The sequence below is a fragment of the Streptomyces sp. NPDC021225 genome (assembly GCF_044332865.1).
Taxonomy (GTDB): Bacteria; Actinomycetota; Actinomycetes; order Streptomycetales; family Streptomycetaceae; genus Streptomyces.
Window position 1 is genome coordinate 124,351 of record NZ_JBIRPV010000005.1, and the last position, 18,487, is coordinate 142,837.

Below are 18,487 nucleotides of genomic sequence, written 5' to 3' on the forward strand. Positions count from 1 at the left end.
GTCAGCCGTTGTGAGTGGAACAAGGACCGCGCTGAACCCGCCTGACGGCTCCAGGGCACCCGTCAGGCACCCCGACGCCCCGGCGCCCGGAGACGTGCTCGGCGGGCACTACGAGGGGTGTTTCGGCTGCGGCCAGGAGCACGGTCTGCGCCTTGAGATCCGGGCGGGGGACGGAGTGAGCGTCACGGCCGAGTTCACCGTGGACCCCATCCACCAGGGAGCGCCGGGCCTCGCCCACGGCGGGGTGCTGACCTCGGCGCTGGACGAGACGCTCGGCTCGCTCAGCTGGCTCCAGCGGGTGATCGCGGTGACCGGGCGGCTGGAGACGGACTTCCTCCGGCCGGTGCCCGTGGGCACCGTGCTGCATCTGGAAGCGCGGGTGACCGCGGTGCACGGACGCAAGATCTACTCCGAGGCCACGGGCCGGATCGGCGGCCCGGACGGCCCGGTCGCGGTGCGCGCCGCCGCGGTCTTCATAGAGGTCAAGGTCGACCACTTCCTCAAGAACGGCCGGCCGGCTGAGATCGACGCGGCGCTCGCCGATCCGGACCAGGTGAAGCTCGCGCGCGCGTTCGAGGTGAATCCATGAGCGCGCCGTGGTCGGAGAAGCTGCCGGCGAAGGGAACAAAGGCGAAGGTGAAGGCATGAGTGTGACGCCCGTAGACGTGTTGATCCGCAGGGTGGACCCCGAGGTGCCGATCCCCGCGTATGCCCACCCCGGCGATGCCGGTGCCGACCTCGTCACCACGGAGGCGGTCGAGCTCGCCCCCGGTGAGCGCGCCGTACTGCCGACCGGAGTGTCTATCGCGCTCCCGGACGGGTATGCCGCCTTCGTGCATCCGAGGTCCGGACTCGCCGCCCGCTGTGGGGTCGCCATGGTGAATGCGCCCGGGACCATCGATGCCGGGTACCGTGGAGAAATCAAGGTGATCGTGGTCAACCTGGACCCCCGCGAGAGCGTGCGGTTCGAGCGCCTCGACCGGGTCGCCCAACTGATCGTCCAGCAGGTCGAGAAGGTGCGCTTCCACGAGGTGGCGGAGCTTCCCGGTTCGGCGCGGGCCGACGGGGGCTTCGGGTCCACCGGCGGTCATGCCGCCGTGGACGGTTCAACGGGTAGGGCATCGGGTGGGAATAGGTACGCTTCGGTCGGTTCCGACCGGGAAGGACGATGACGTGTTCGGACGTCGCCGCAAGCGCAGCAAGGACGAGGACGTCGAGTCGCTCGACGTGGCCTCCGAGGAGTTGGCCGAGGATGCGGAGGACGCCGCGGATCCCGGAGAGGACGCCGTCGCCGAGAGGGTGAGCCTGCCCCCGGCGCCGCGCCCCGAAGGGCCGTGGGACGTATCCGAGGTACGTGAGCCCGGTGAGGGCCGGGTGGATCTGGGCGGCCTGTTCGTGCCCGGGGTCGAGGGCATGGAGCTGCGGGTGGAGGTCGCGGGCGACGCGATCGTCGCCGCGACGGTGGTGCTGCGGGACAGCGCCGTCCAGCTCCAGGGGTTCGCAGCGCCCAAGAAGGAAGGCATCTGGGGCGAGGTGCGCGACGAGATCGCCACCGGCATCACCCAGCAGGGCGGGGTCGTCGACGAGGTCGAGGGTCCGCTGGGCTGGGAGCTGCGCGCCCAGGTGCCGGTGCAGCTGCCCGACGGCAAGAACGGCGTGCAGGTCGTCCGCTTCGTCGGGGTGGACGGGCCGCGCTGGTTCCTGCGCGGGGTGATCTCCGGGCAGGGCGCGGTGCAGCCCGAGACCGGCAGCCTGCTGGAGGCGATCTTCCGGGACACGGTCGTGGTGCGCGGCGAGGGCCCGATGGCCCCGCGCGATCCGATCGTCCTCAAGCTGCCGGACGACGCGCAGATGGTGCCGGACGGGGTGCAGCAGGAGGAGGCGCAGGGCTCGCGGTTCGCGGGCGGCGCCGACCGGCTCCAGCGCGGTCCGGAGATCAGCGAGGTGCGCTGAGCGCCCGCCGCGCGCGGCCGTCGCCAGTCAGTCCGAGCCCGAGGGGCCCGGGAGCCAGGCTCCCGGGCCCCTCGGCTTGCCCGGGTGACCTGCGCTTTTCCTCGCAGCGGTTTTTTCTCGGGGTTTTTCTCGGATTTTTTCTCGGGTTTCTCTCGGGACACATTGAACACAGCCGTCACCCCGCCCGTACTGATGGGCGCGAGACCTTGCGCGACCCGGAGCAGGGGCAGGACGGGGCGCGACCAGTAGACCGTTGCTGTTTGTGACCTCACGAGGTGATCAGATGTCCCGTGGCCTTCCGTTACTGCACCGTCGGCGCGTCATAGTTGTCGGTGCCATCGGCGGTGTTACCTGCGCGGCTGTCGCCGTGGGAGCCGCCATGGCCGGGCAGGACGGCTCGGGAGCGAGCAACAACGCGAGCACCAAAGCGGCGTCCTCCATCAGCTGCCCCGACGTGACGGGCTCCCTTCCCGAGATCCCCGCCCAGGCCCAGGCGGAGGTGGACCGCAACCTGGCGCTGTTGCAGACGCAGATCGACGAGGCCAACAAGCGGCTGGCCTCAACGGTGGGGCAGGGCGGCCCGAACTTCGTCCAGAACGCGATCCTCGGCCCGCTGGCGGACAAGCGGAAGTCCACCCTGGACCGCATCGCGATCTCCATCGGCCGCCATGCCGAGAAGCCCCAGGGGCTGGACGCGCTCTCCGAGTGCGCCCTGGGCGCGGGCGGCGACGCGGGCGCGGGCGGCGACGCGGGCGCGGGCGGCGACGCGGGCGCCGGCGGCGACGCGGGCTCCGGCGCGGCGGAGCCGCCGGCGTCCGCCCCGGCCACGGCCGAGCCCACGGATCCGGGCTCCGGGGCGGAGGACGGCGCGGGCTCGGACGCCGGGGCCGGCTCGGGGACCGGGCAGGCGATCAGCTGCCCGGACGTCGCGTCGAAGGTCGGCGCGGTGCCCGCGGCCTCGCAGGCGGAGGTGGACCGCAACCTGACGCTGCTCCAGACGCAGATCGACGAGGCCAACAAGCGGCTGGCCTCGACGGTGGGCCAGGGCGGCCCGAACTTCGTCCAGAACGCGATCCTCGGCCCGCTGAAGGACAAGCGAGCCTCGACCATCGACCGCATCCGCATCTCGATCTCCCGCCAGGGCGCGACCGCCCCCTCTGGTCTCGACGCCCTGGCGGGCTGCTCGCTGGCCTCCGGCTGATTCCAGGTCGTCGGCAGAGCCTGACGCCAGCGGGCGCCGGTGGGCCGCACTCCCTCCCTCGGAGTGCGGCCCACCGGCCTTTTCATGCGTGCGTAAAGAACGTGCGTAAAGAAGGCGTCAATAGTGCGGTCATGGTCGTCAGGGAGGCATCAATAGCGATCAAAAGTGGTCGGAAGGGAGGTTCGTTATCGTTGAGAATCCCCAAGAGTCGTCAAGCGCTGACGCTCGTACGACCGGGAGTACCCGCACCACGGGAAACCCGCGCAACCAGGGGTAACGCCCGACGGGGAAAATGGGGCCATGAGACGCGGCAAGCTTCGGATCTATCTCGGCGCGGCGCCGGGCGTCGGCAAGACGTACGCCATGCTGTCCGAGGGGCACCGGCGGGCCGAGCGCGGCACCGACCTCGTCGTCGGCTTCGTCGAGCATCACGGCCGCCCCCGCACCCAGGTGATGCTGCGCGGTCTCGAAGAAGTGTCCCGCCGGAAGATGGAGTACCGCGAGGCCCTGTTCACCGAGATGGACGTGGACGCGGTCCTGGCCCGCCGCCCCGCCGTCGCCCTCGTCGACGAACTCGCCCACACCAACGTCCCCGGCTCCCGGAACGCCAAGCGCTGGCAGGACGTCGAGGAGCTGCTGCGGGCAGGCATTGATGTTGTTTCCAACCTCAACATCCAGCACCTGGAGTCGCTGGGCGACGTGGTGGAGTCGATCACGGGCGTGCGGCAGCGGGAGACCGTGCCCGACGAGGTCGTCCGCCGCGCCGACCAGATCGAGCTGGTCGACATGTCGCCCCAGGCGCTGCGCCGCCGGATGGCGCACGGCAACATCTACCAGCCCGACAAGGTCGACGCTGCGCTGTCCAACTACTTCCGGCCCGGCAACCTCACCGCGCTGCGCGAGCTGGCCCTGCTGTGGACGGCGGACCGGGTCGACGAGTACCTCCAGCAGTACCGCTCCGAGCACAGCATCCGCTCCACCTGGCAGGCCCGCGAGCGCATCGTCGTCGGCCTCACCGGCGGCCCCGAGGGGCGCACCCTCATCCGCCGCGCCGCCCGGATGGCGGCCAAGGGCTCGGGCAGCGAGGTGCTGGCCGTCTACGTCGCCCGCAGCGACGGCCTCGGCCTGACTTCCGTCTCGCCCAAGGAGCTCGCGATCCAGCGCACCCTCGTGGAGGACCTGGGCGGCACCTTCCACCATGTCATCGGGGAGGACATCCCCAGCGCGCTGCTGGACTTCGCGCGCGGGGTCAACGCCACCCAGATAGTCCTCGGCTCCAGCCGCCGCAAGACCTGGCAGTACATCTTCGGGCCGGGCGTGGGCGCCACCGTCGCCCGTGACTCCGGGCCCGACCTCGACGTGCACATCGTCACCCACGAGGAGGTCGCCAAGGGCCGCGGCCTGCCGGTCGCGCGCGGCGCCCGGCTCAGCCGCACCCGGCTGATCGCGGGCTGGCTGGTGGCGGTGGCCGGGCCGGTCCTGCTCACCGTGCTGCTCACCCACGTGGGCGGCGCGCTCGCCTCCGACAGCGGACCGGGCTTCGCCAACGAGGTGCTGCTGTTCCTGTTCCTCACCGTGGTGGCGGCGCTGCTCGGCGGGCTGCTGCCCGCCCTCGGCTCGGCGGCCGTGGGCTCGCTGCTGCTCAACTACTACTTCACCCCGCCCACCCACACCCTGACCATCGCCGACCCCCAGAACATCTTCGCCATCGCGGTCTTCGTCGCCGTGGCCGTCTGTGTGGCCTCCGTCGTCGACCTCGCCGCGCGCCGCACCCACCAGGCCGCCCGGCTGCGCGCCGAATCCGAGGTGCTGTCCTTCCTCGCGGGAAGCGTGCTGCGCGGCGAGACGAGCCTTACGGCGCTGCTGGAGCGGGTCCGCGAGACCTTCTCCATGGACTCCGTGGCGCTGCTGGAGCGGGAGAGCGACGTCGACCCCTGGACCTGCGCGGGCAGCGTCGGCGGCGGCGGGGGAGCGCCGCCGCCCGAGCGGCCCGAGGACGCGGACGTCGACATGCCGGTCGGCGACCACATGGCGCTCGCGCTCTCCGGCCGGGTGCTGCCCGCCGCCGACCGCCGGGTGCTCGCCGCCTTCGCCGCCCAGGCCGCCGTGGTCCTGGACCGGCAGCGGCTGGCCCTCGAGGCCGAGCGGGCCCGGGAGCTCGCCGAGGGCAACCGCATACGCACCGCGCTGCTGGCCGCCGTCAGCCACGATCTGCGCACCCCCCTGGCGGCCATCAAGGCGGCCGTGTCCTCGCTGCGCTCCGACGACGTCGCCTGGTCGCCCGAGGACGAGGCCGAGCTGCTGGAGGGCATCGAGGAGGGCGCCGACCGCCTCGACCACCTGGTCGGGAACCTCCTCGACATGTCCCGGCTCCAGACCGGCACCGTCACACCGCTGATCCGCGAGATCGACCTCGACGAGGTGGTGCCGATGGCCCTGGTCGGCGTCCCGGAGAGCGGCGTCAGCCTCGACATCCCCGAGGAGCTGCCGATGGTCGCGGTCGACCCCGGCCTGCTGGAGCGCAGCGTCGCCAACATCGTGGAGAACGCCGTGAAGTACAGCCCGGCCGGCCGGCCCGTCCTGGTGTCCGCGAGCGCCCTCGGCGACCGCGTCGAGCTGCGCGTCGCCGACCGCGGCCCCGGCGTCCCCGACAGCGCCAAGGACCGGATCTTCGAGCCCTTCCAGCGGTACGGCGACGCCCCGCGCGGCGCGGGGGTCGGCCTCGGGCTCGCGGTCGCCCGCGGCTTCGTGGAGGCGATGGGCGGCCGGCTGGCCGCCGAGGACACCCCGGGCGGCGGGATGACGATGGTGCTCACCCTGGCCGCCGCCGGCCGGGCGCCGGTCGGCTCCGGGCTGCCCGCCCAGGTCACCTCGTGATCAGCCACAATCGACCACAGCGGAGCGAAAGGCAGGCCGTCAGATGAACCGGGTGCTCGTGGTGGACGACGAGCCGCAGATCGTGCGCGCCCTCGTGATCAACCTGAAGGCGCGCAAGTACGAGGTCGACTCCGCCTCGGACGGCGCCACCGCCCTCCGGCTCGCCGCCACCCGCCACCCCGACGTGATCGTGCTCGACCTGGGCCTGCCCGACATGGACGGCGTCGAGGTGATCAAGGGGCTGCGCGGCTGGACCCGGGTGCCGATCCTCGTCCTCTCGGCCCGCCAGACCTCGGACGAGAAGGTCGAGGCGCTCGACGCCGGGGCCGACGACTATGTCACCAAGCCCTTCGGCATGGACGAGCTCCTGGCCCGGCTGCGCGCCGCCGTGCGCCGCGCCGAGCCCGCCGGGGCGGGCGGGGACGCCGCGGTGGTGGCGACCGAGGGGTTCACGGTCGACCTGGCCGCCAAGAAGGTCAACCGCGGCGGCGCGGACGTCCGGCTGACGCCCACCGAATGGCATCTGCTGGAGGTCCTGATCCGCAACACGGGCCGGCTGGTCAGTCAGAAGCAGCTGCTTCAGGAGGTCTGGGGCCCGTCGTACGGCACCGAGACCAACTATCTGCGGGTCTATATGGCCCAGCTGCGCCGCAAGCTGGAGGCCGACCCCTCGCACCCGCGCCACTTCGTCACCGAGCCGGGCATGGGCTACCGCTTCGAGCCATGAGCGCCCGTCCCGCGCCGTGAGCGCCCGTCCGCGCCGTGAGCGCCGGTTCGGGCCGTGCGCGCCGGTTGGGCGGCGACCCTGTGAGAGCGCCCCGGTACGCTGGCCGTATGAGTGTCCCAGACCAGCCACCCGGCAAGTCAGACAAGCCGGTCGGCCGCTTCCGGCGGATGCTGGACCGGCTTTCGACTTCCCAGGAGGAGCTTCACTCCGCGGAGCTTCAGCAGGACGCGGAGGCCGCCGGATGCACCAAGATCGGCGATTGCGGTGACCGGCAGATAGTCAAGGTGGCCGGTACACTGCGCACCGTCACACTGCGGCCGCGGGCCGGGGTGCCCGCGCTGGAGGCGGAGCTCTTCGACGGGACCGCCGCCCTGGACGTGGTGTGGCTGGGCCGCCGCTCCATCCTCGGGATCGAGCCCGGCCGCAGACTGATCGCCACCGGCCGGATCTCCATGAGCCACGGCCGCCGGGTGCTGTTCAACCCCAAGTACGAACTCCGACCGCTCGGACAGGAGTAGCCGGTGACGAGAGACGACGAGCCGACCGAGGCCGAAAAGCGGTCCGCCGCGCAGAGCAGAGCGGCGGCGGACACCGCGCTTCTGGAAGCGTTCGGCGGGGTGCGGGGCATGGTGGACACCACCGTTCCCGGACTGGTCTTCGTACTGCTCTACACGATCAAGCGCGACATCCACCTGGCGGCCCTGGCGTCGCTGGGGCTCACGGTGCTTCTCGCGCTCGCCCGGCTGATCCGCAAGGAGACCCTCAAGCACGCCTTCAGCGGGGTCTTCGGGGTCGCCTTCGGCGCGATCTTCGCGATGATGTCCGGCGACGCGAAGAACTTCTATCTGCCGGGCATGCTCTACACCCTGGGGCTGGCGGTCGCCTACGTCCTCTCGGCGATCTTCCGCTATCCGCTGATCGGCGTGCTGCTCGGGCCGATGCTCCGGGAGAACCTCTCCTGGCGCACCCGCAACCCCGGCCGGTTCCGCGCGTACACCAAGTCCACCTGGGCCTGGGGTCTCATCCTGCTCGCCAAGTCGGCGATCCTCTTCCCGCTGTACTGGTGGGGCGACGCCACCCAGCTCGGCTGGGTCAAGGTCGCGCTCGGCATTCCGCCGTTCCTGCTGGCCGTCTATCTGACGTGGATATTCCTGGCCAAGGCCCCGCCGCCGATCGACGTCATCGCGGAGATGGAGGCGGAGGAGAAGGCCGAGCAGGAGCGGGAGCGGGTGAAGGCCGAGGCGGAGAAGGCCGCCGACCCGCTGCTGGCGGAGTGGGCCGACCAGATCGTCGACGAGGCCCGGCAGGAATCCGCGGACCGGCGCCACCCGCCGCGCGCCTGAGCGCCCCGACACGTCACACGAAAGCGCCGGGCGGCCCGTAATCGGCCGCCCGGCGCTTTCGTTGTGTACGGGGGTGCGGTGGTGGCTAGGACGCGTCCGCGCGCTGGACGGACAGGAGCTCCTCCAACTGCTCCTCGCGGGCCTGGGCCGCGACGAAGAGAAGCTCGTCGCCCGCCTCCAGGACGTCGTCCTTGCTCGGGGTCAGCACGCGCGTGCCCCGGATGATGGTGACCAGCGAGGTGTCCTCCGGCCACTCCACGTCCCCGACCCGGGTGCCGGCCAGCGCCGCCTCCGGCGGCAGCGTCAGCTCCACCAGGTTGGCGTCGCCGTGGCTGAAGCGCAGCAGCCGGACCAGGTCGCCGACGCTCACCGCCTCCTCGACCAGCGCCGACATCAGCCGCGGCGTGGAAACCGCGACATCGACGCCCCACGCCTCGTTGAACAGCCACTCGTTCTTGGGGTTGTTGACCCGGGCGACCACCCGCGGCACCCCGTACTCGGTCTTCGCGAGCAGCGAGACGACCAGGTTGACCTTGTCGTCACCGGTCGCCGCGATCACCACGTTGCAGCGCTGCAGCGCGGCCTCGTCCAGTGAGGTGATCTCGCAGGCGTCGGCCAGCAGCCACTCGGCCTGCGGCACCCGCTCCACCGAGATGGCGGTCGGCGCCTTGTCGATGAGCAGCACCTCGTGCCCGTTCTCCAGCAGTTCGCCCGCGATGGAGCGCCCCACGGCGCCCGCCCCGGCAATCGCGACTCTCACAGCGCCTCCTCGTTCGCCCCGCCGCGCCAGCGGCTGATGTCACTGCCGCCCGCACGGCGCAGAGGCGCGGCTTTCGCTTTCGTCTGCGGCCCGGCTGCCGTGCGTGCTCCCCCAGCTACCGCTGGGAGGTGCCCCCTGCTCACCGTCCGGCCTCCTCAGGTCCCTCGTCAAAGGCCGCCTCGACCTTCTCGACCTCGTCGGTGCGCATCATCACGTGCACCAGGTCGCCCTCCTGCAACACCGTCTCCGAGGTCGGCAGCATCGCCTCGCCGAGCCGGGTGAGGAACGCGACGCGCACGCCGGTCTCCTCCTGAAGCCTGCTGACCTTGTGGCCCACCCAGGCGGGGGAGGTGTGCACCTCGGCGAGCTGCACCCCGCCGCTCGGGTCCCGCCACAGCGGCTCCGCGCCGGACGGCAGCAGCCGCCGCAGCATCTGGTCCGCGGTCCAGCGCACGGTGGCCACGGTCGGGATGCCGAGCCGCTGGTAGACCTCGGCGCGGCGGGGGTCGTAGATACGGGCCGCCACGTTCTCCACGCCGAACATCTCGCGCGCGACCCGCGCCGCGATGATGTTGGAGTTGTCGCCGCTGCTGACCGCGGCGAAGGCCCCGGCCTCCTCGATGCCGGCCTCGCGCAGGGTGTCCTGGTCGAAGCCGACGCCGGTCACCCGGCGCCCGCCGAAGCCCGCACCGAGGCGGCGGAAGGCGGTCGGGTCCTGGTCGACGACGGCGACGGTATGTCCCTGTCGCTCCAGGGTCTGGGCGAGCGCCGCACCCACCCGGCCGCAGCCCATGATCACGATATGCATGCGACTACCCCGCACTCCTCATTACCGTGCTGAACTGCACAAACACCCTGCTCACATCTTCCTTCCAGGCCTACGGGGTGACAGCGGGGCAAAAGGCCCGCGATGTCGATGCCGCGCGGCAGCGGAAAGCCGGCCGCCGCAACGTCTGTCACCACCGTATCCGCACTTGTGTGACGGCCCCGAGTCCCCTGCTCAGGTCCTGGTCGAGGCCGTGACCTATACGGCGTACAGGAGTCCCCGCCGCGCCGGGGCCCTGCCGGAACCGTCCCGGAACGCGCACTGCCGCTTGCGAACGTTCCGGGGGGTGCGCGAGGCGTCGCGCCGCGCGTCCGCGGCCTCCGTGGTCGGCGTGTCGCCGGGTGCCGGGACGCGGGGCGGGGTGGCATCGCGGCTCGACGGCGGGGTGGTCGTATTTGTCCCGGGCTGAGGCATCACCATCTCCCCGCCGCCTTCCCGATCTTCATGGGATCTTCACCAGAAACGGCAATCATGGCCCCGCAGTTCGAATGTTGATGCGCGCATCGGACGTCTGGTCACCGGCGTGGCTAAGATGATCGCCGTATTCCGTTTCCGGACGGGACATCAGGGCACTGAACCGTTCCTTCCGCGCCCGCGTTCTCCTGCACGAGGATTCTGATGACAGATCACATATCGGAGGCGGTGAGCTGGTGCCTGGCCGTCGTCGTGCTCGTCGTCTTCGTCCTGCTGATACGCCAGCGAACGATCAACGCCGGCGTGCGCAGGCGTAACGCCACACTCGAGGACAACCTGAGGGCGCGCGACGAGGAGCTTCAGCATCTCCTCGAGATGCGCCTCCCGGTCATCGCGGACACGCTCAGCCAACCCTCGCCGCTGCCCGGGCTGAGGGACGAAAGGCTGGCCGGCACCGCCTTCGCGCAGAGTCTGCACGGGGTCGTGGAGCTGTTCACCCGCGCGGTGGACAAGGCACAGGCGAGGGCCGACGCCTCGGCGAAGGCGGCGCTCAAGGCGTCGATGCGCGCCCTCCAGGGTCTGGCCAATGAGCAGCAGCTGTCGATCTCCCAGATGCAGGACCGGCACGACAACCCCGATGTGCTCCGGGACCTCCTGGAGATCGACCACTCCAACTCCCAGTTCGGCCGCCGCGCCCAGGCCATCGCCGTGCTGTGCGGGTCCTGGCCCGGCCGTCAGCGGATCTCCTCCCCGGTGACCGATGTCGTACGGGGCGCCAAGTCCCGGATCCGTGACTACCGCCGGGTCCAGGTGCACGCCCTGGTCGACGTCGCCGTGGTGAGCCGGGCGGTGGAGCCGGTCGTGCTCGCCGTCGCCGAGCTGCTGGACAACGCCGCCCGCCACTCGCAGCCCAACACCAACGTCGAGGTCAGCCTCCAGCCGGTGCACAACGGCGCGGTCATCGTGATCGACGACGCCGGCGTCGGCATGGACGGCCTGGAGGTGCAGCGCGCCGCCGGGCTGCTGTCCGGCGAGCGCGCCGTCGACGTCGCCCGGCTCGGCGACCCGCCCCAGTTCGGCTTCGCCGTCATCGGCCTGCTCGCCGCGCGGTACGGCTTCAGCGTCTCCGTCGACACCAGGTCCCCGTACGGCGGTGTGCGCGCCGTGCTCTTCCTCCCCACCGCGCTGCTCACCCACGTCGACGCCGAGGACCAGGGCAGCGGGCAGCAGGCCGTGCCGCAGGAGCCCCAGCAGTCGTCCCTGCACACCATCCCCTCCCTGCCCACCCGCAAGACCCGCGCCGCCCGCCGGACCGAGCCGCCCGCGGAGCAGGTGCCCCAGCAGCAGGTGCCCCAGCCGGGGGTGCCGCCGCAGCGGACGCCCCAGCGGCCCGCGCCGCAGCCGTCCGCGCCGCAGCCGTCCGCGCCCGCCCCGGAGGCCCAGCCCCCGTCCGGGCTGGACCACCCGTCCGAGATCGACGAAGCGTCACGTACCTACGGCTCGACGGCCGGCGGGCTGCCCAAGCGCCGCCGCCGGCAGCCCATCGCCCAGTCGGCGGACGACTGGCCCACGAGCACCCCGGAGCCCGAGACCGGCTCGCACCGCGTCCGTTCGGCCGAGGAGACGGCCCAGCGCATGGGGGCCTTCGCACGCGGCACCCGCACCGGCCGCTCCGACAACCAGGGCGCCGACCCCCAAACCGAAGAAGGGAATCGCCAGGCATGAACGACCACATAAACAACGAGCTGGGCTGGATGCTCGACGAGGTCGTGAAGATGCCGGAGGCACGGCACGCGATCCTGCTCTCGGCAGACGGGATGCTGCGGGCCTACTCCGAGGGCATCGCACGGGACGAGGCGGAGCGCCAGGCCGCGGCGCTCTCCGGCCTCCAGTCGATCAGCCGCTCCACCGCCGAGTTCTGCGAGCGGGAGGAGACGCCCTGGCAGCAGACGCTCGTCGAGTTCGCCGGCGGCTATGTCTTCCTCATCGCCGCCGGCCCCGGCGCGTACCTCGCCGTCTCCGCCACCGAGTCCGTGGACATGGAGGCGGTCAGCTACCGGATGCAGAAGCTGGTCGACCGGCTCGGTAAGGAGCTGACCAGCCCGCCGCGCCAGGGCGCCACCCGACAGGGCATCGGCAGCCCGGCATGACCCCGGCCCGGCGCGAACGAGGACTGGTACGGCCGTATGTCGTGACCGACGGCCGTGCCTATCCGACCCGCAACACCTTCGACCTGGTGACGCTGGTCATGGCGCACACCGACCGGCCGCTCGCCGGCCTCAGTCCCGAGAAGCGCCGGCTGATGGAACTGTGCCTCGGCGGCGCCCTCTCGGTCGCCGAGGTCGCCGGGTATCTGCAACTGCCGGTCAGCGTCACCAAGGTCCTGCTCGGCGACCTCGTGGACAGTGGCCACATCACCACGCGGTCGCCCATCCCCACGGCCGACCTGCCCGACATCCAGCTTCTGCAGGAGGTGCTCGATGGACTCCGCGCTCGCCTCTGAGAAGGCGGTCTATCTGCCGCAGACGGTGCGAACGGCGGTGAAGCTGCTGGTCGTCGGGCACTTCGCCGTCGGCAAGACCACCTACGTCGGCTCGCTGTCGGAGATCAAGCCGCTGCGCACCGAGGAGACGATGACCCAGGCCGGGGCGCTCGTCGACGACCTCGCCGGGATCGAGGACAAGACGACCACCACCGTCGCCATGGACTTCGGCCGCCTCACCCTGAGCGACACCCTGGTCCTGTACCTGTTCGGCGCCCCCGGACAGCGGCGCTTCACCCGGCTGTGGCAGGACATGACGCGCGGCGCCCTGGGCGCCCTGGTCCTCGCCGACACCCGGCGGCTCGACCAGTCCTTCCCGGTGATGGCCATCCTGGAGGAGCACTCCCTCCCGTACGCGGTCGCCGTCAACCACTTCGAGGGGGCGCCGCGCTTCGCCGAGGCGGAGGTCCGGGAAGCACTCGATCTGCTCCCCGAGACCCCGCTCGTCACCTGTGACGCCCGGGACCGGGTCTCCTCGACCCACGCCCTGATCGCTCTTGTGCAGTACCTGCAGAACCGCCAGGCCCAGACTTCCCAGGAGCATGCGTGACCCACCGCCCCGACGTCGAGGCCGTCGCCGGAGCCATGCCGCCACCGGGCTGTCCCGCGCACGCGGGCCACCCCGGAGCCGGCAGCCCCGGCCGCCCCGCCGCCCAGGGCCTGCCCCTGTACGGACCCGACTTCGCCGCCGACCCGCACGCTCACTACGAGCGGCTCCGCCGATACGGGCCCATCGCCCCGGTCGAGCTGTCTCCCGGGGTCGAGGCGTACCTGATCACCAGCTACTCCCTCGCGCTGGAGGTGCTGCGCGACACCGAGCGGTTCGCCAAGGACCCCCGCGGCTGGCGCGCGCTGAACGAGGGACGGATCCCGCCGGACAGCCCGGTGGGCCCGATGATGATGTACCGCAACAACGCCCTGTTCAACGACGGCGAGGCCCATGCCCGGCTGCGCGGCGCGATCACCGACAGCCTCACCCGGCTGGACCCGTACGCGCTGAGCGAGTACGTCGAGCGCAGCGCCGACACGCTGATCAACCACTTCGCCGACAAGGGCGAGGCGGATCTGCTCAGTGAGTACGCCGCGGCCATCCCGCTGCTCGTGTTCAACCAGCTCTTCGGTTACCCCGCCGAACACGGGCTGCGCCTGGTCGGGATCATGGCGAAGCTCTTCGACAGCGGCGAGGACGCGGTGGAGGCCAACCAGGAGCTGATGGACTACATGGCGGGCCTGATCGCCACCAAGCGCGACCGGCCCGGAGCCGACATCACCTCGTGGATGCTGGCCCACCCCTCCCGGCTGGGGGACGACGAGCTGCTCCAGCAGCTCTCGCTGATCATGGCCGCCGGGACCGAGCCCCAGCTGAACCTGATCGCCAATGCGCTGCTGCTGCTGCTCTCCGACGACCGGTTCGCGGGTGAGCTCTCCGGGGGCAGCATGCCCGTCCAGGACGCCATCGACGAGGTCCTGTGGACCGACCCTCCGCTGGCCAACTTCGGGACCCGGTTCGCCCGCCGCGACCTGGACCTCGCGGGGGTGCGGATCCGCCAGGGCGAGCCGATCCTCACCAGCTACGCCGCGGCCAACACGGACCCCGAGCTGACCTCCGACGGCCGCCTCGGCAACCGCGCCCACCTCGCCTGGAGTATCGGCGCCCACCGCTGCCCCGCCGAGAGCCCGGCCCGGGTGATCGCCTCGGTCGCCATCGAGAAGCTCCTGGACCGGCTCCCGGACGTGGAACTGGCCGTGCCGGCCCACCAGCTGGCCTGGCGTCCCGGCCCCTTCCACCGCGCGCTGGCGGAGCTGCCCGTCCGCTTCCCTGTCACGACCGGGCTCGTCCCGGCGGCTGTCTCCGCGCCCGCCCAGACGGCCGCCCCGGCAGGGATCCCCCAGCAGCCCCGCGGGCCCCAGGAGAACGGCCGGCGGACACCCGCCGAGCCCGTCTCCTCGCCGTCGGCTCCGCCCGCCGAGCCGAGCCGGACCCCGTCCGAGCACGGGGCCCAGCGGCGCCGCTGGGGCGCCTTCGCGGCCTGGTGGCGCGGGCAGTGAGCAGCGACTCCGCCGCCCACCCCCGACGTGGGGTGGGCGGCGGGACGGGCGACCGCTTACGATCCTCTCCGTGTCCAAACTGACCGACGTTCCTAAACGGATCCTGATCGGGCGGGCGCTGCGCAGCGACAAGCTGGGAGAGACACTCCTCCCCAAGCGCATCGCGCTCCCCGTCTTCGCCTCCGACCCGCTGTCCTCCGTCGCATACGCGCCAGGGCAGGTGATGATCGTTCTCTCGGTCGCGGGGGCGTCGGCTTACAACTACAGCCCATGGATCACCGTCGCGATCATCGTGCTGATGTTCACGGTGGTCGCCTCGTACCGCCAGAACGTGCACGCCTACCCCAGCGGCGGCGGGGACTACGAGGTCGCCAACACGAACCTCGGCCCCCGGGCGGGGCTCACCGTGGCCAGCGCCCTGCTGGTCGACTATGTGCTCACCGTGGCGGTGTCGATCTCCTCCGGCGTGGAGAACCTGGGGTCCGCGGTCCCCTTCATCGTCGAGCACAAAGCGGCGTTCGCGATCGCCATCATCCTGCTGCTGACCCTGATGAACCTGCGCGGAGTGCGCGAGTCCGGCAAGCTGTTCGCGATCCCCACCTATGTCTTCGTCGCGGGCGTCTTCATCATGATCGCCTGGGGCGCCTACCGCGGACTCGTCCTCGGCGACGACATGAAGGCTCCCACCGCCGGCTACGAGATCAAGGCCGAGCACACCGGGCTCGCCGGATTCGCGCTGGTCTTCCTGCTGCTGCGGGCCTTCTCCGACGGCTGTGCCGCGCTCACCGGCGTCGAGGCGATCAGCAACGGCGTGCCCGCCTTCCGCAAGCCCAAGAGCCGGAACGCCGCCACCACGCTGGCGCTGATGGGCGGCCTCGCCGTCACCATGTTCTGCGGGATCATCGCCCTGGCGATGACCACCGATGTGAAGATGGCCGAGGACCCGGCCAGGGACCTGCTGAAGCAGGGCGTGGCACTCGGCGAGGGCTACACCCAGGACCCGGTGATCACCCAGGTCGCGGCGGCCGTCTTCGGCGACGGCTCCCTGCTGTTCGTGGTGCTGGCCGCGGCCACCGCGCTGGTGCTGTTCCTGGCCGCCAACACCGCGTACAACGGCTTCCCGCTGCTCGGCTCGATCCTCGCCCAGGACCGCTATCTGCCGCGCCAGCTGCACACCCGCGGCGACCGGCTCGCCTTCTCCAACGGCATCGTGCTGCTCGCCGGGGCAGCCGCCATCCTGGTCTACATCTACGGCGCGGACTCGACCCGGCTGATCCAGCTCTACATCGTCGGCGTCTTCGTCTCCTTCACGCTCAGCCAGACCGGCATGGTGCGGCACTGGAACCGCCATCTGCGGACCGAGCAGGACCCCGCCGCGCGCCGCCGGATGCTCCGCTCGCGCGCGATCAACACCTTCGGCGCCTTCTTCACCGGCCTGGTGCTGGTCGTGGTGCTGCTGACCAAGTTCACCCACGGCGCCTGGGTCGCCCTGCTCGGCATGGTCGTCTTCTACGGGCTGATGAGCGCGATCCGCCGCCACTACGACAGCGTCTCCGGCGAGCTGTCGGCCTACGAGGACGACGAGGACGAGACGACCGTGCGCCCCTCCCGGGTGCACTCCATCGTCCTCGTCTCCAAGATCCACAAGCCCACGCTGCGCGCCCTGGCCTACGCCAAGCTGATGCGCTCCCACAAGCTGGAGGCGCTGAGCGTCAGCGTGGACCCGGCCGAGACCAAGGCGCTCCAGGCCGAGTGGACCGAGCGCGGCATCGACGTCCCCCTCAAGATCCTCGACTCGCCCTACCGCGAGATCACCCGGCCGGCCATCGAGTACGTCAAGAGCCTGCGCCGGGAGAGCCCGCGCGACGTGATCTCCGTCTACATCCCGGAGTACGTGGTCGGCCGCTGGTACGAGCACCTGCTGCACAACCAGAGCGCGCTGCGGCTCAAGGGCCGGCTGCTGTTCACCCCGGGCGTGATGGTGACCTCGGTGCCCTGGCAGCTGGACTCCTCCGAGCTGGCCCGCAAGCGCGCCCGCAAGCGGGCCGAGTGGCATGCGCCGGGCGCGGTGCGCCGCGGCCCGGTGGGACAGCCGAAGGCCGCGGACAAGGCAAAAGCCGATAAGGCAAAAGCAGACAAGGCGAGGGTCGGCGGCGGGCAGCCGAGGGCCTAGACTGGTGGGCTGATCGGTGGACGCTCTCGTCCACCCCAGCCCCACCACCCCCAGCCGAACTCTCAGCCGCACCCTCTGGAGCCGAGCCGCCATGCACCGTGACCCCCAAGCATCGCTGGTCGGCGAGGAGTACGAGGTCGAGGTCGGGCCGGTCGCACACGGCGGCCACTGCGTCGCCCGCACCGCCGAGGGCCGGGTGCTGTTCGTCCGGCACGCGCTGCCCGGCGAGCGCGTCGTGGCCCGGGTGACCGAGGGCGAGACGGACTCGCGCTTCCTGCGCGCCGACGCGGTGCGGGTGCTGGAGGCGTCCAAGGACCGGGTCGAGGCCCCGTGCCCGTTCTCCGGCCCCGGCCGGTGCGGCGGCTGCGACTGGCAGCACGCGGCCCCGGGCGCCCAGCGCCGGCTGAAGGCGGAGGTCATCACCGAGCAGCTGAGCCGGCTCGCCGGGCTGACCCCCGAGGAGGCCCGCTGGGACGGCACCGTCGAGCCCGCCCCCGGCGACAAGGTCGCCCGCGGCGAGGTCCCGGCCTGGCGCACCCGGGTCCAGTACGCGGTGGACGAGCAGGGCCGCCCGGGGCTGCGCCGCCACCGCTCGCACGAGGTCGAGCCCGTCGACCACTGCCTGATCGCCGCCCCCGGCGTCACCGAGCTGGGCGTCGAGAAGCGCGAATGGCCGCAGATCGCGACCGTGGAGGCGATCGCCGCCACGGGCTCCTCCGACCGCCAGGTCGTCCTCACCCCGCGCCCCGGCGGCCGGCTTCCGCTGGTGGAGCTGGACCGGCCGGTCTCCGTGCTGCGGATGGGCGAACCCCAGGGCCGCGAGGGCACCCGCGCCGTGCACCGCGTACACGGCCGCCCCTTCGTCCGCGAGCGCGCCGCGGGCCGCACCTGGCGGGTCGGCGAGGGCGGCTTCTGGCAGGTCCACCCCAAGGCCGCGGACGTACTCGTCGAGGCCGTCATGCAGGGCCTGATGCCCCGCAAGGGCGAGATGGCGCTCGACCTGTACTGCGGGGTCGGCCTCTTCGCCGGCGCGCTCGCCGAGCGGGTCGGGGAGCGCGGCGCGGTCCTGGGCATCGAGGCCGGCAAGCGCGCGGTCGAGGACGCCCGCCACAACCTCGCCGACCTGGACCGGGTCCGGATCGAGCACGGCAAGGTCGAACAGGTCCTGCCCCGCACCGGCATCACCGAGGCCGACCTGATCGTCCTGGACCCGCCCCGCGCCGGCGCGGGCAAGGAGACCGTCACCCGCCTGGCCTCCCTCGGCCCGCGCCGCATCGCCTACGTGGCCTGCGACCCGGCGGCCCTGGCCCGCGACCTCGCCTACTTCCGCGAGGCGGGCTATGTGCCGCGGCGGCTGCGCGCGTTCGACCTGTTCCCGGTGACGCACCACGTCGAGTGCGTGGCGATTCTGGAGCCCGCCGCGAAGCGCTCCTGACCGCGCTCACATCGCCCCACCGGTATCTGTGCGGTGGGTGTTACCCCTGACGATCAGCCGCGGAGACCCCCGCGTAATGAGTCGTTCGTACGGTCACGAACGTACGGCGGTCACGAAGGGCCGAATTAGGTCGATCAGGAGAGAGGGACGCGCGTGGTCGCACCGGGCTCGCGGAATGAGGGCACGA

General features: G+C 71.8%; 17 protein-coding genes. 15 read left to right on the forward strand and 2 right to left on the reverse strand.

What is annotated here, in order from left to right; genetic code table 11:
* Positions 1 to 10 precede the first annotated feature (10 nt).
* From ACH4S9_RS22765 to ACH4S9_RS22800, 8 genes are all read left to right on the forward strand, one after another.
* Positions 11 to 589, forward strand: coding sequence for a PaaI family thioesterase (locus ACH4S9_RS22765; RefSeq protein WP_311723750.1), 579 nt, complete (start codon positions 11 to 13; stop codon positions 587 to 589).
* 55 nt (positions 590 to 644) lie between these two features.
* Positions 645 to 1,172 carry a dUTP diphosphatase gene (gene dut / locus ACH4S9_RS22770; protein ID WP_311723749.1) on the forward strand — a complete coding sequence of 176 codons (528 nt, stop codon included), beginning with the start codon at positions 645 to 647 and terminating at the stop codon, positions 1,170 to 1,172.
* 1 nt (position 1,173) lies between these two features.
* Positions 1,174 to 1,953 carry a DUF3710 domain-containing protein gene (locus ACH4S9_RS22775; protein ID WP_311723748.1) on the forward strand — a complete coding sequence of 260 codons (780 nt, stop codon included), beginning with the start codon at positions 1,174 to 1,176 and terminating at the stop codon, positions 1,951 to 1,953.
* Between the two features lie 283 nt (positions 1,954 to 2,236).
* On the forward strand, positions 2,237 to 3,154 hold the full coding sequence (locus ACH4S9_RS22780) for a hypothetical protein (protein WP_398373693.1): 918 nt from the start codon (positions 2,237 to 2,239) through the stop codon (positions 3,152 to 3,154).
* A 300-nt stretch (positions 3,155 to 3,454) separates the two neighbouring features.
* On the forward strand, positions 3,455 to 6,031 hold the full coding sequence (locus ACH4S9_RS22785) for a sensor histidine kinase KdpD (protein ID WP_311723746.1): 2,577 nt from the start codon (positions 3,455 to 3,457) through the stop codon (positions 6,029 to 6,031).
* Between the two features lie 43 nt (positions 6,032 to 6,074).
* On the forward strand, positions 6,075 to 6,758 hold the full coding sequence (locus tag ACH4S9_RS22790) for a response regulator (RefSeq protein WP_311723745.1): 684 nt from the start codon (positions 6,075 to 6,077) through the stop codon (positions 6,756 to 6,758).
* Positions 6,759 to 6,865: 107 nt separating this feature from the next.
* Positions 6,866 to 7,276 (forward strand): OB-fold nucleic acid binding domain-containing protein, encoded by a 411-nt coding sequence (locus tag ACH4S9_RS22795; RefSeq protein ID WP_311723744.1) that lies wholly within the window; start codon positions 6,866 to 6,868, stop codon positions 7,274 to 7,276.
* 3 nt (positions 7,277 to 7,279) lie between these two features.
* Positions 7,280 to 8,101 carry a DUF3159 domain-containing protein gene (locus ACH4S9_RS22800; RefSeq protein ID WP_385346203.1) on the forward strand — a complete coding sequence of 274 codons (822 nt, stop codon included), beginning with the start codon at positions 7,280 to 7,282 and terminating at the stop codon, positions 8,099 to 8,101.
* Between the two features lie 85 nt (positions 8,102 to 8,186).
* Here the strand turns inward: ACH4S9_RS22800 and ACH4S9_RS22805 are convergent, their stop codons facing one another.
* Positions 8,187 to 8,861: a TrkA family potassium uptake protein gene (locus ACH4S9_RS22805; protein WP_311723742.1), complete on the reverse strand. Its 675-nt coding sequence runs from the start codon at positions 8,859 to 8,861 to the stop codon at positions 8,187 to 8,189.
* A gap of 139 nt (positions 8,862 to 9,000) precedes the next feature.
* Positions 9,001 to 9,669 carry a TrkA family potassium uptake protein gene (locus ACH4S9_RS22810; protein WP_311723741.1) on the reverse strand — a complete coding sequence of 223 codons (669 nt, stop codon included), beginning with the start codon at positions 9,667 to 9,669 and terminating at the stop codon, positions 9,001 to 9,003.
* 636 nt (positions 9,670 to 10,305) lie between these two features.
* Here ACH4S9_RS22810 and ACH4S9_RS22815 point away from each other — a divergent pair.
* From ACH4S9_RS22815 to ACH4S9_RS22845, 7 genes are all read left to right on the forward strand, one after another.
* Positions 10,306 to 11,826 (forward strand): ATP-binding protein, encoded by a 1,521-nt coding sequence (locus ACH4S9_RS22815; RefSeq protein WP_385346201.1) that lies wholly within the window; start codon positions 10,306 to 10,308, stop codon positions 11,824 to 11,826.
* Positions 11,823 to 12,251: a roadblock/LC7 domain-containing protein gene (locus ACH4S9_RS22820; protein ID WP_311723739.1), complete on the forward strand. Its 429-nt coding sequence runs from the start codon at positions 11,823 to 11,825 to the stop codon at positions 12,249 to 12,251. The genes ACH4S9_RS22815 and ACH4S9_RS22820 overlap by 4 nt, the downstream gene beginning before the upstream one ends.
* Positions 12,248 to 12,604, forward strand: coding sequence for a DUF742 domain-containing protein (locus ACH4S9_RS22825; protein ID WP_311723738.1), 357 nt, complete (start codon positions 12,248 to 12,250; stop codon positions 12,602 to 12,604). Before ACH4S9_RS22820 ends, ACH4S9_RS22825 begins: the two co-directional genes overlap by 4 nt.
* Entirely contained in the window at positions 12,582 to 13,193 is a 612-nt protein-coding gene (locus tag ACH4S9_RS22830; protein WP_311723737.1) for an ATP/GTP-binding protein, read from the forward strand. Before ACH4S9_RS22825 ends, ACH4S9_RS22830 begins: the two co-directional genes overlap by 23 nt.
* Entirely contained in the window at positions 13,190 to 14,692 is a 1,503-nt protein-coding gene (locus ACH4S9_RS22835) for a cytochrome P450 (protein WP_311723736.1), read from the forward strand. The genes ACH4S9_RS22830 and ACH4S9_RS22835 overlap by 4 nt, the downstream gene beginning before the upstream one ends.
* 70 nt (positions 14,693 to 14,762) lie before the next feature.
* Entirely contained in the window at positions 14,763 to 16,865 is a 2,103-nt protein-coding gene (locus ACH4S9_RS22840) for an APC family permease (RefSeq protein WP_311723735.1), read from the forward strand.
* A 91-nt stretch (positions 16,866 to 16,956) separates the two neighbouring features.
* A complete protein-coding gene (locus ACH4S9_RS22845) occupies positions 16,957 to 18,300 on the forward strand; it encodes a class I SAM-dependent RNA methyltransferase (protein WP_358847745.1) in 1,344 nt (447 codons plus the stop codon).
* Positions 18,301 to 18,487: the final 187 nt, after the last annotated feature.

Bases quoted from the DNA above. Each gene is read 5' to 3' on its own strand.
- ACH4S9_RS22830 (WP_311723737.1), top strand. From the start codon at position 12,582: ATGGACTCCGCGCTCGCCTCTGAGAAGGCGGTCTATCTGCCGCAGACG.
- ACH4S9_RS22810 (WP_311723741.1), bottom strand. From the start codon at position 9,669: ATGCATATCGTGATCATGGGCTGCGGCCGGGTGGGTGCGGCGCTCGCC.
- ACH4S9_RS22785 (WP_311723746.1), top strand. From the start codon at position 3,455: ATGAGACGCGGCAAGCTTCGGATCTATCTCGGCGCGGCGCCGGGCGTC.
- ACH4S9_RS22845 (WP_358847745.1), top strand. From the start codon at position 16,957: ATGCACCGTGACCCCCAAGCATCGCTGGTCGGCGAGGAGTACGAGGTC.
- ACH4S9_RS22795 (WP_311723744.1), top strand. From the start codon at position 6,866: ATGAGTGTCCCAGACCAGCCACCCGGCAAGTCAGACAAGCCGGTCGGC.
- dut (WP_311723749.1), top strand. From the start codon at position 645: ATGAGTGTGACGCCCGTAGACGTGTTGATCCGCAGGGTGGACCCCGAG.
- ACH4S9_RS22790 (WP_311723745.1), top strand. From the start codon at position 6,075: ATGAACCGGGTGCTCGTGGTGGACGACGAGCCGCAGATCGTGCGCGCC.
- ACH4S9_RS22815 (WP_385346201.1), top strand. From the start codon at position 10,306: ATGACAGATCACATATCGGAGGCGGTGAGCTGGTGCCTGGCCGTCGTC.
- ACH4S9_RS22825 (WP_311723738.1), top strand. From the start codon at position 12,248: ATGACCCCGGCCCGGCGCGAACGAGGACTGGTACGGCCGTATGTCGTG.
- ACH4S9_RS22780 (WP_398373693.1), top strand. From the start codon at position 2,237: ATGTCCCGTGGCCTTCCGTTACTGCACCGTCGGCGCGTCATAGTTGTC.
- ACH4S9_RS22820 (WP_311723739.1), top strand. From the start codon at position 11,823: ATGAACGACCACATAAACAACGAGCTGGGCTGGATGCTCGACGAGGTC.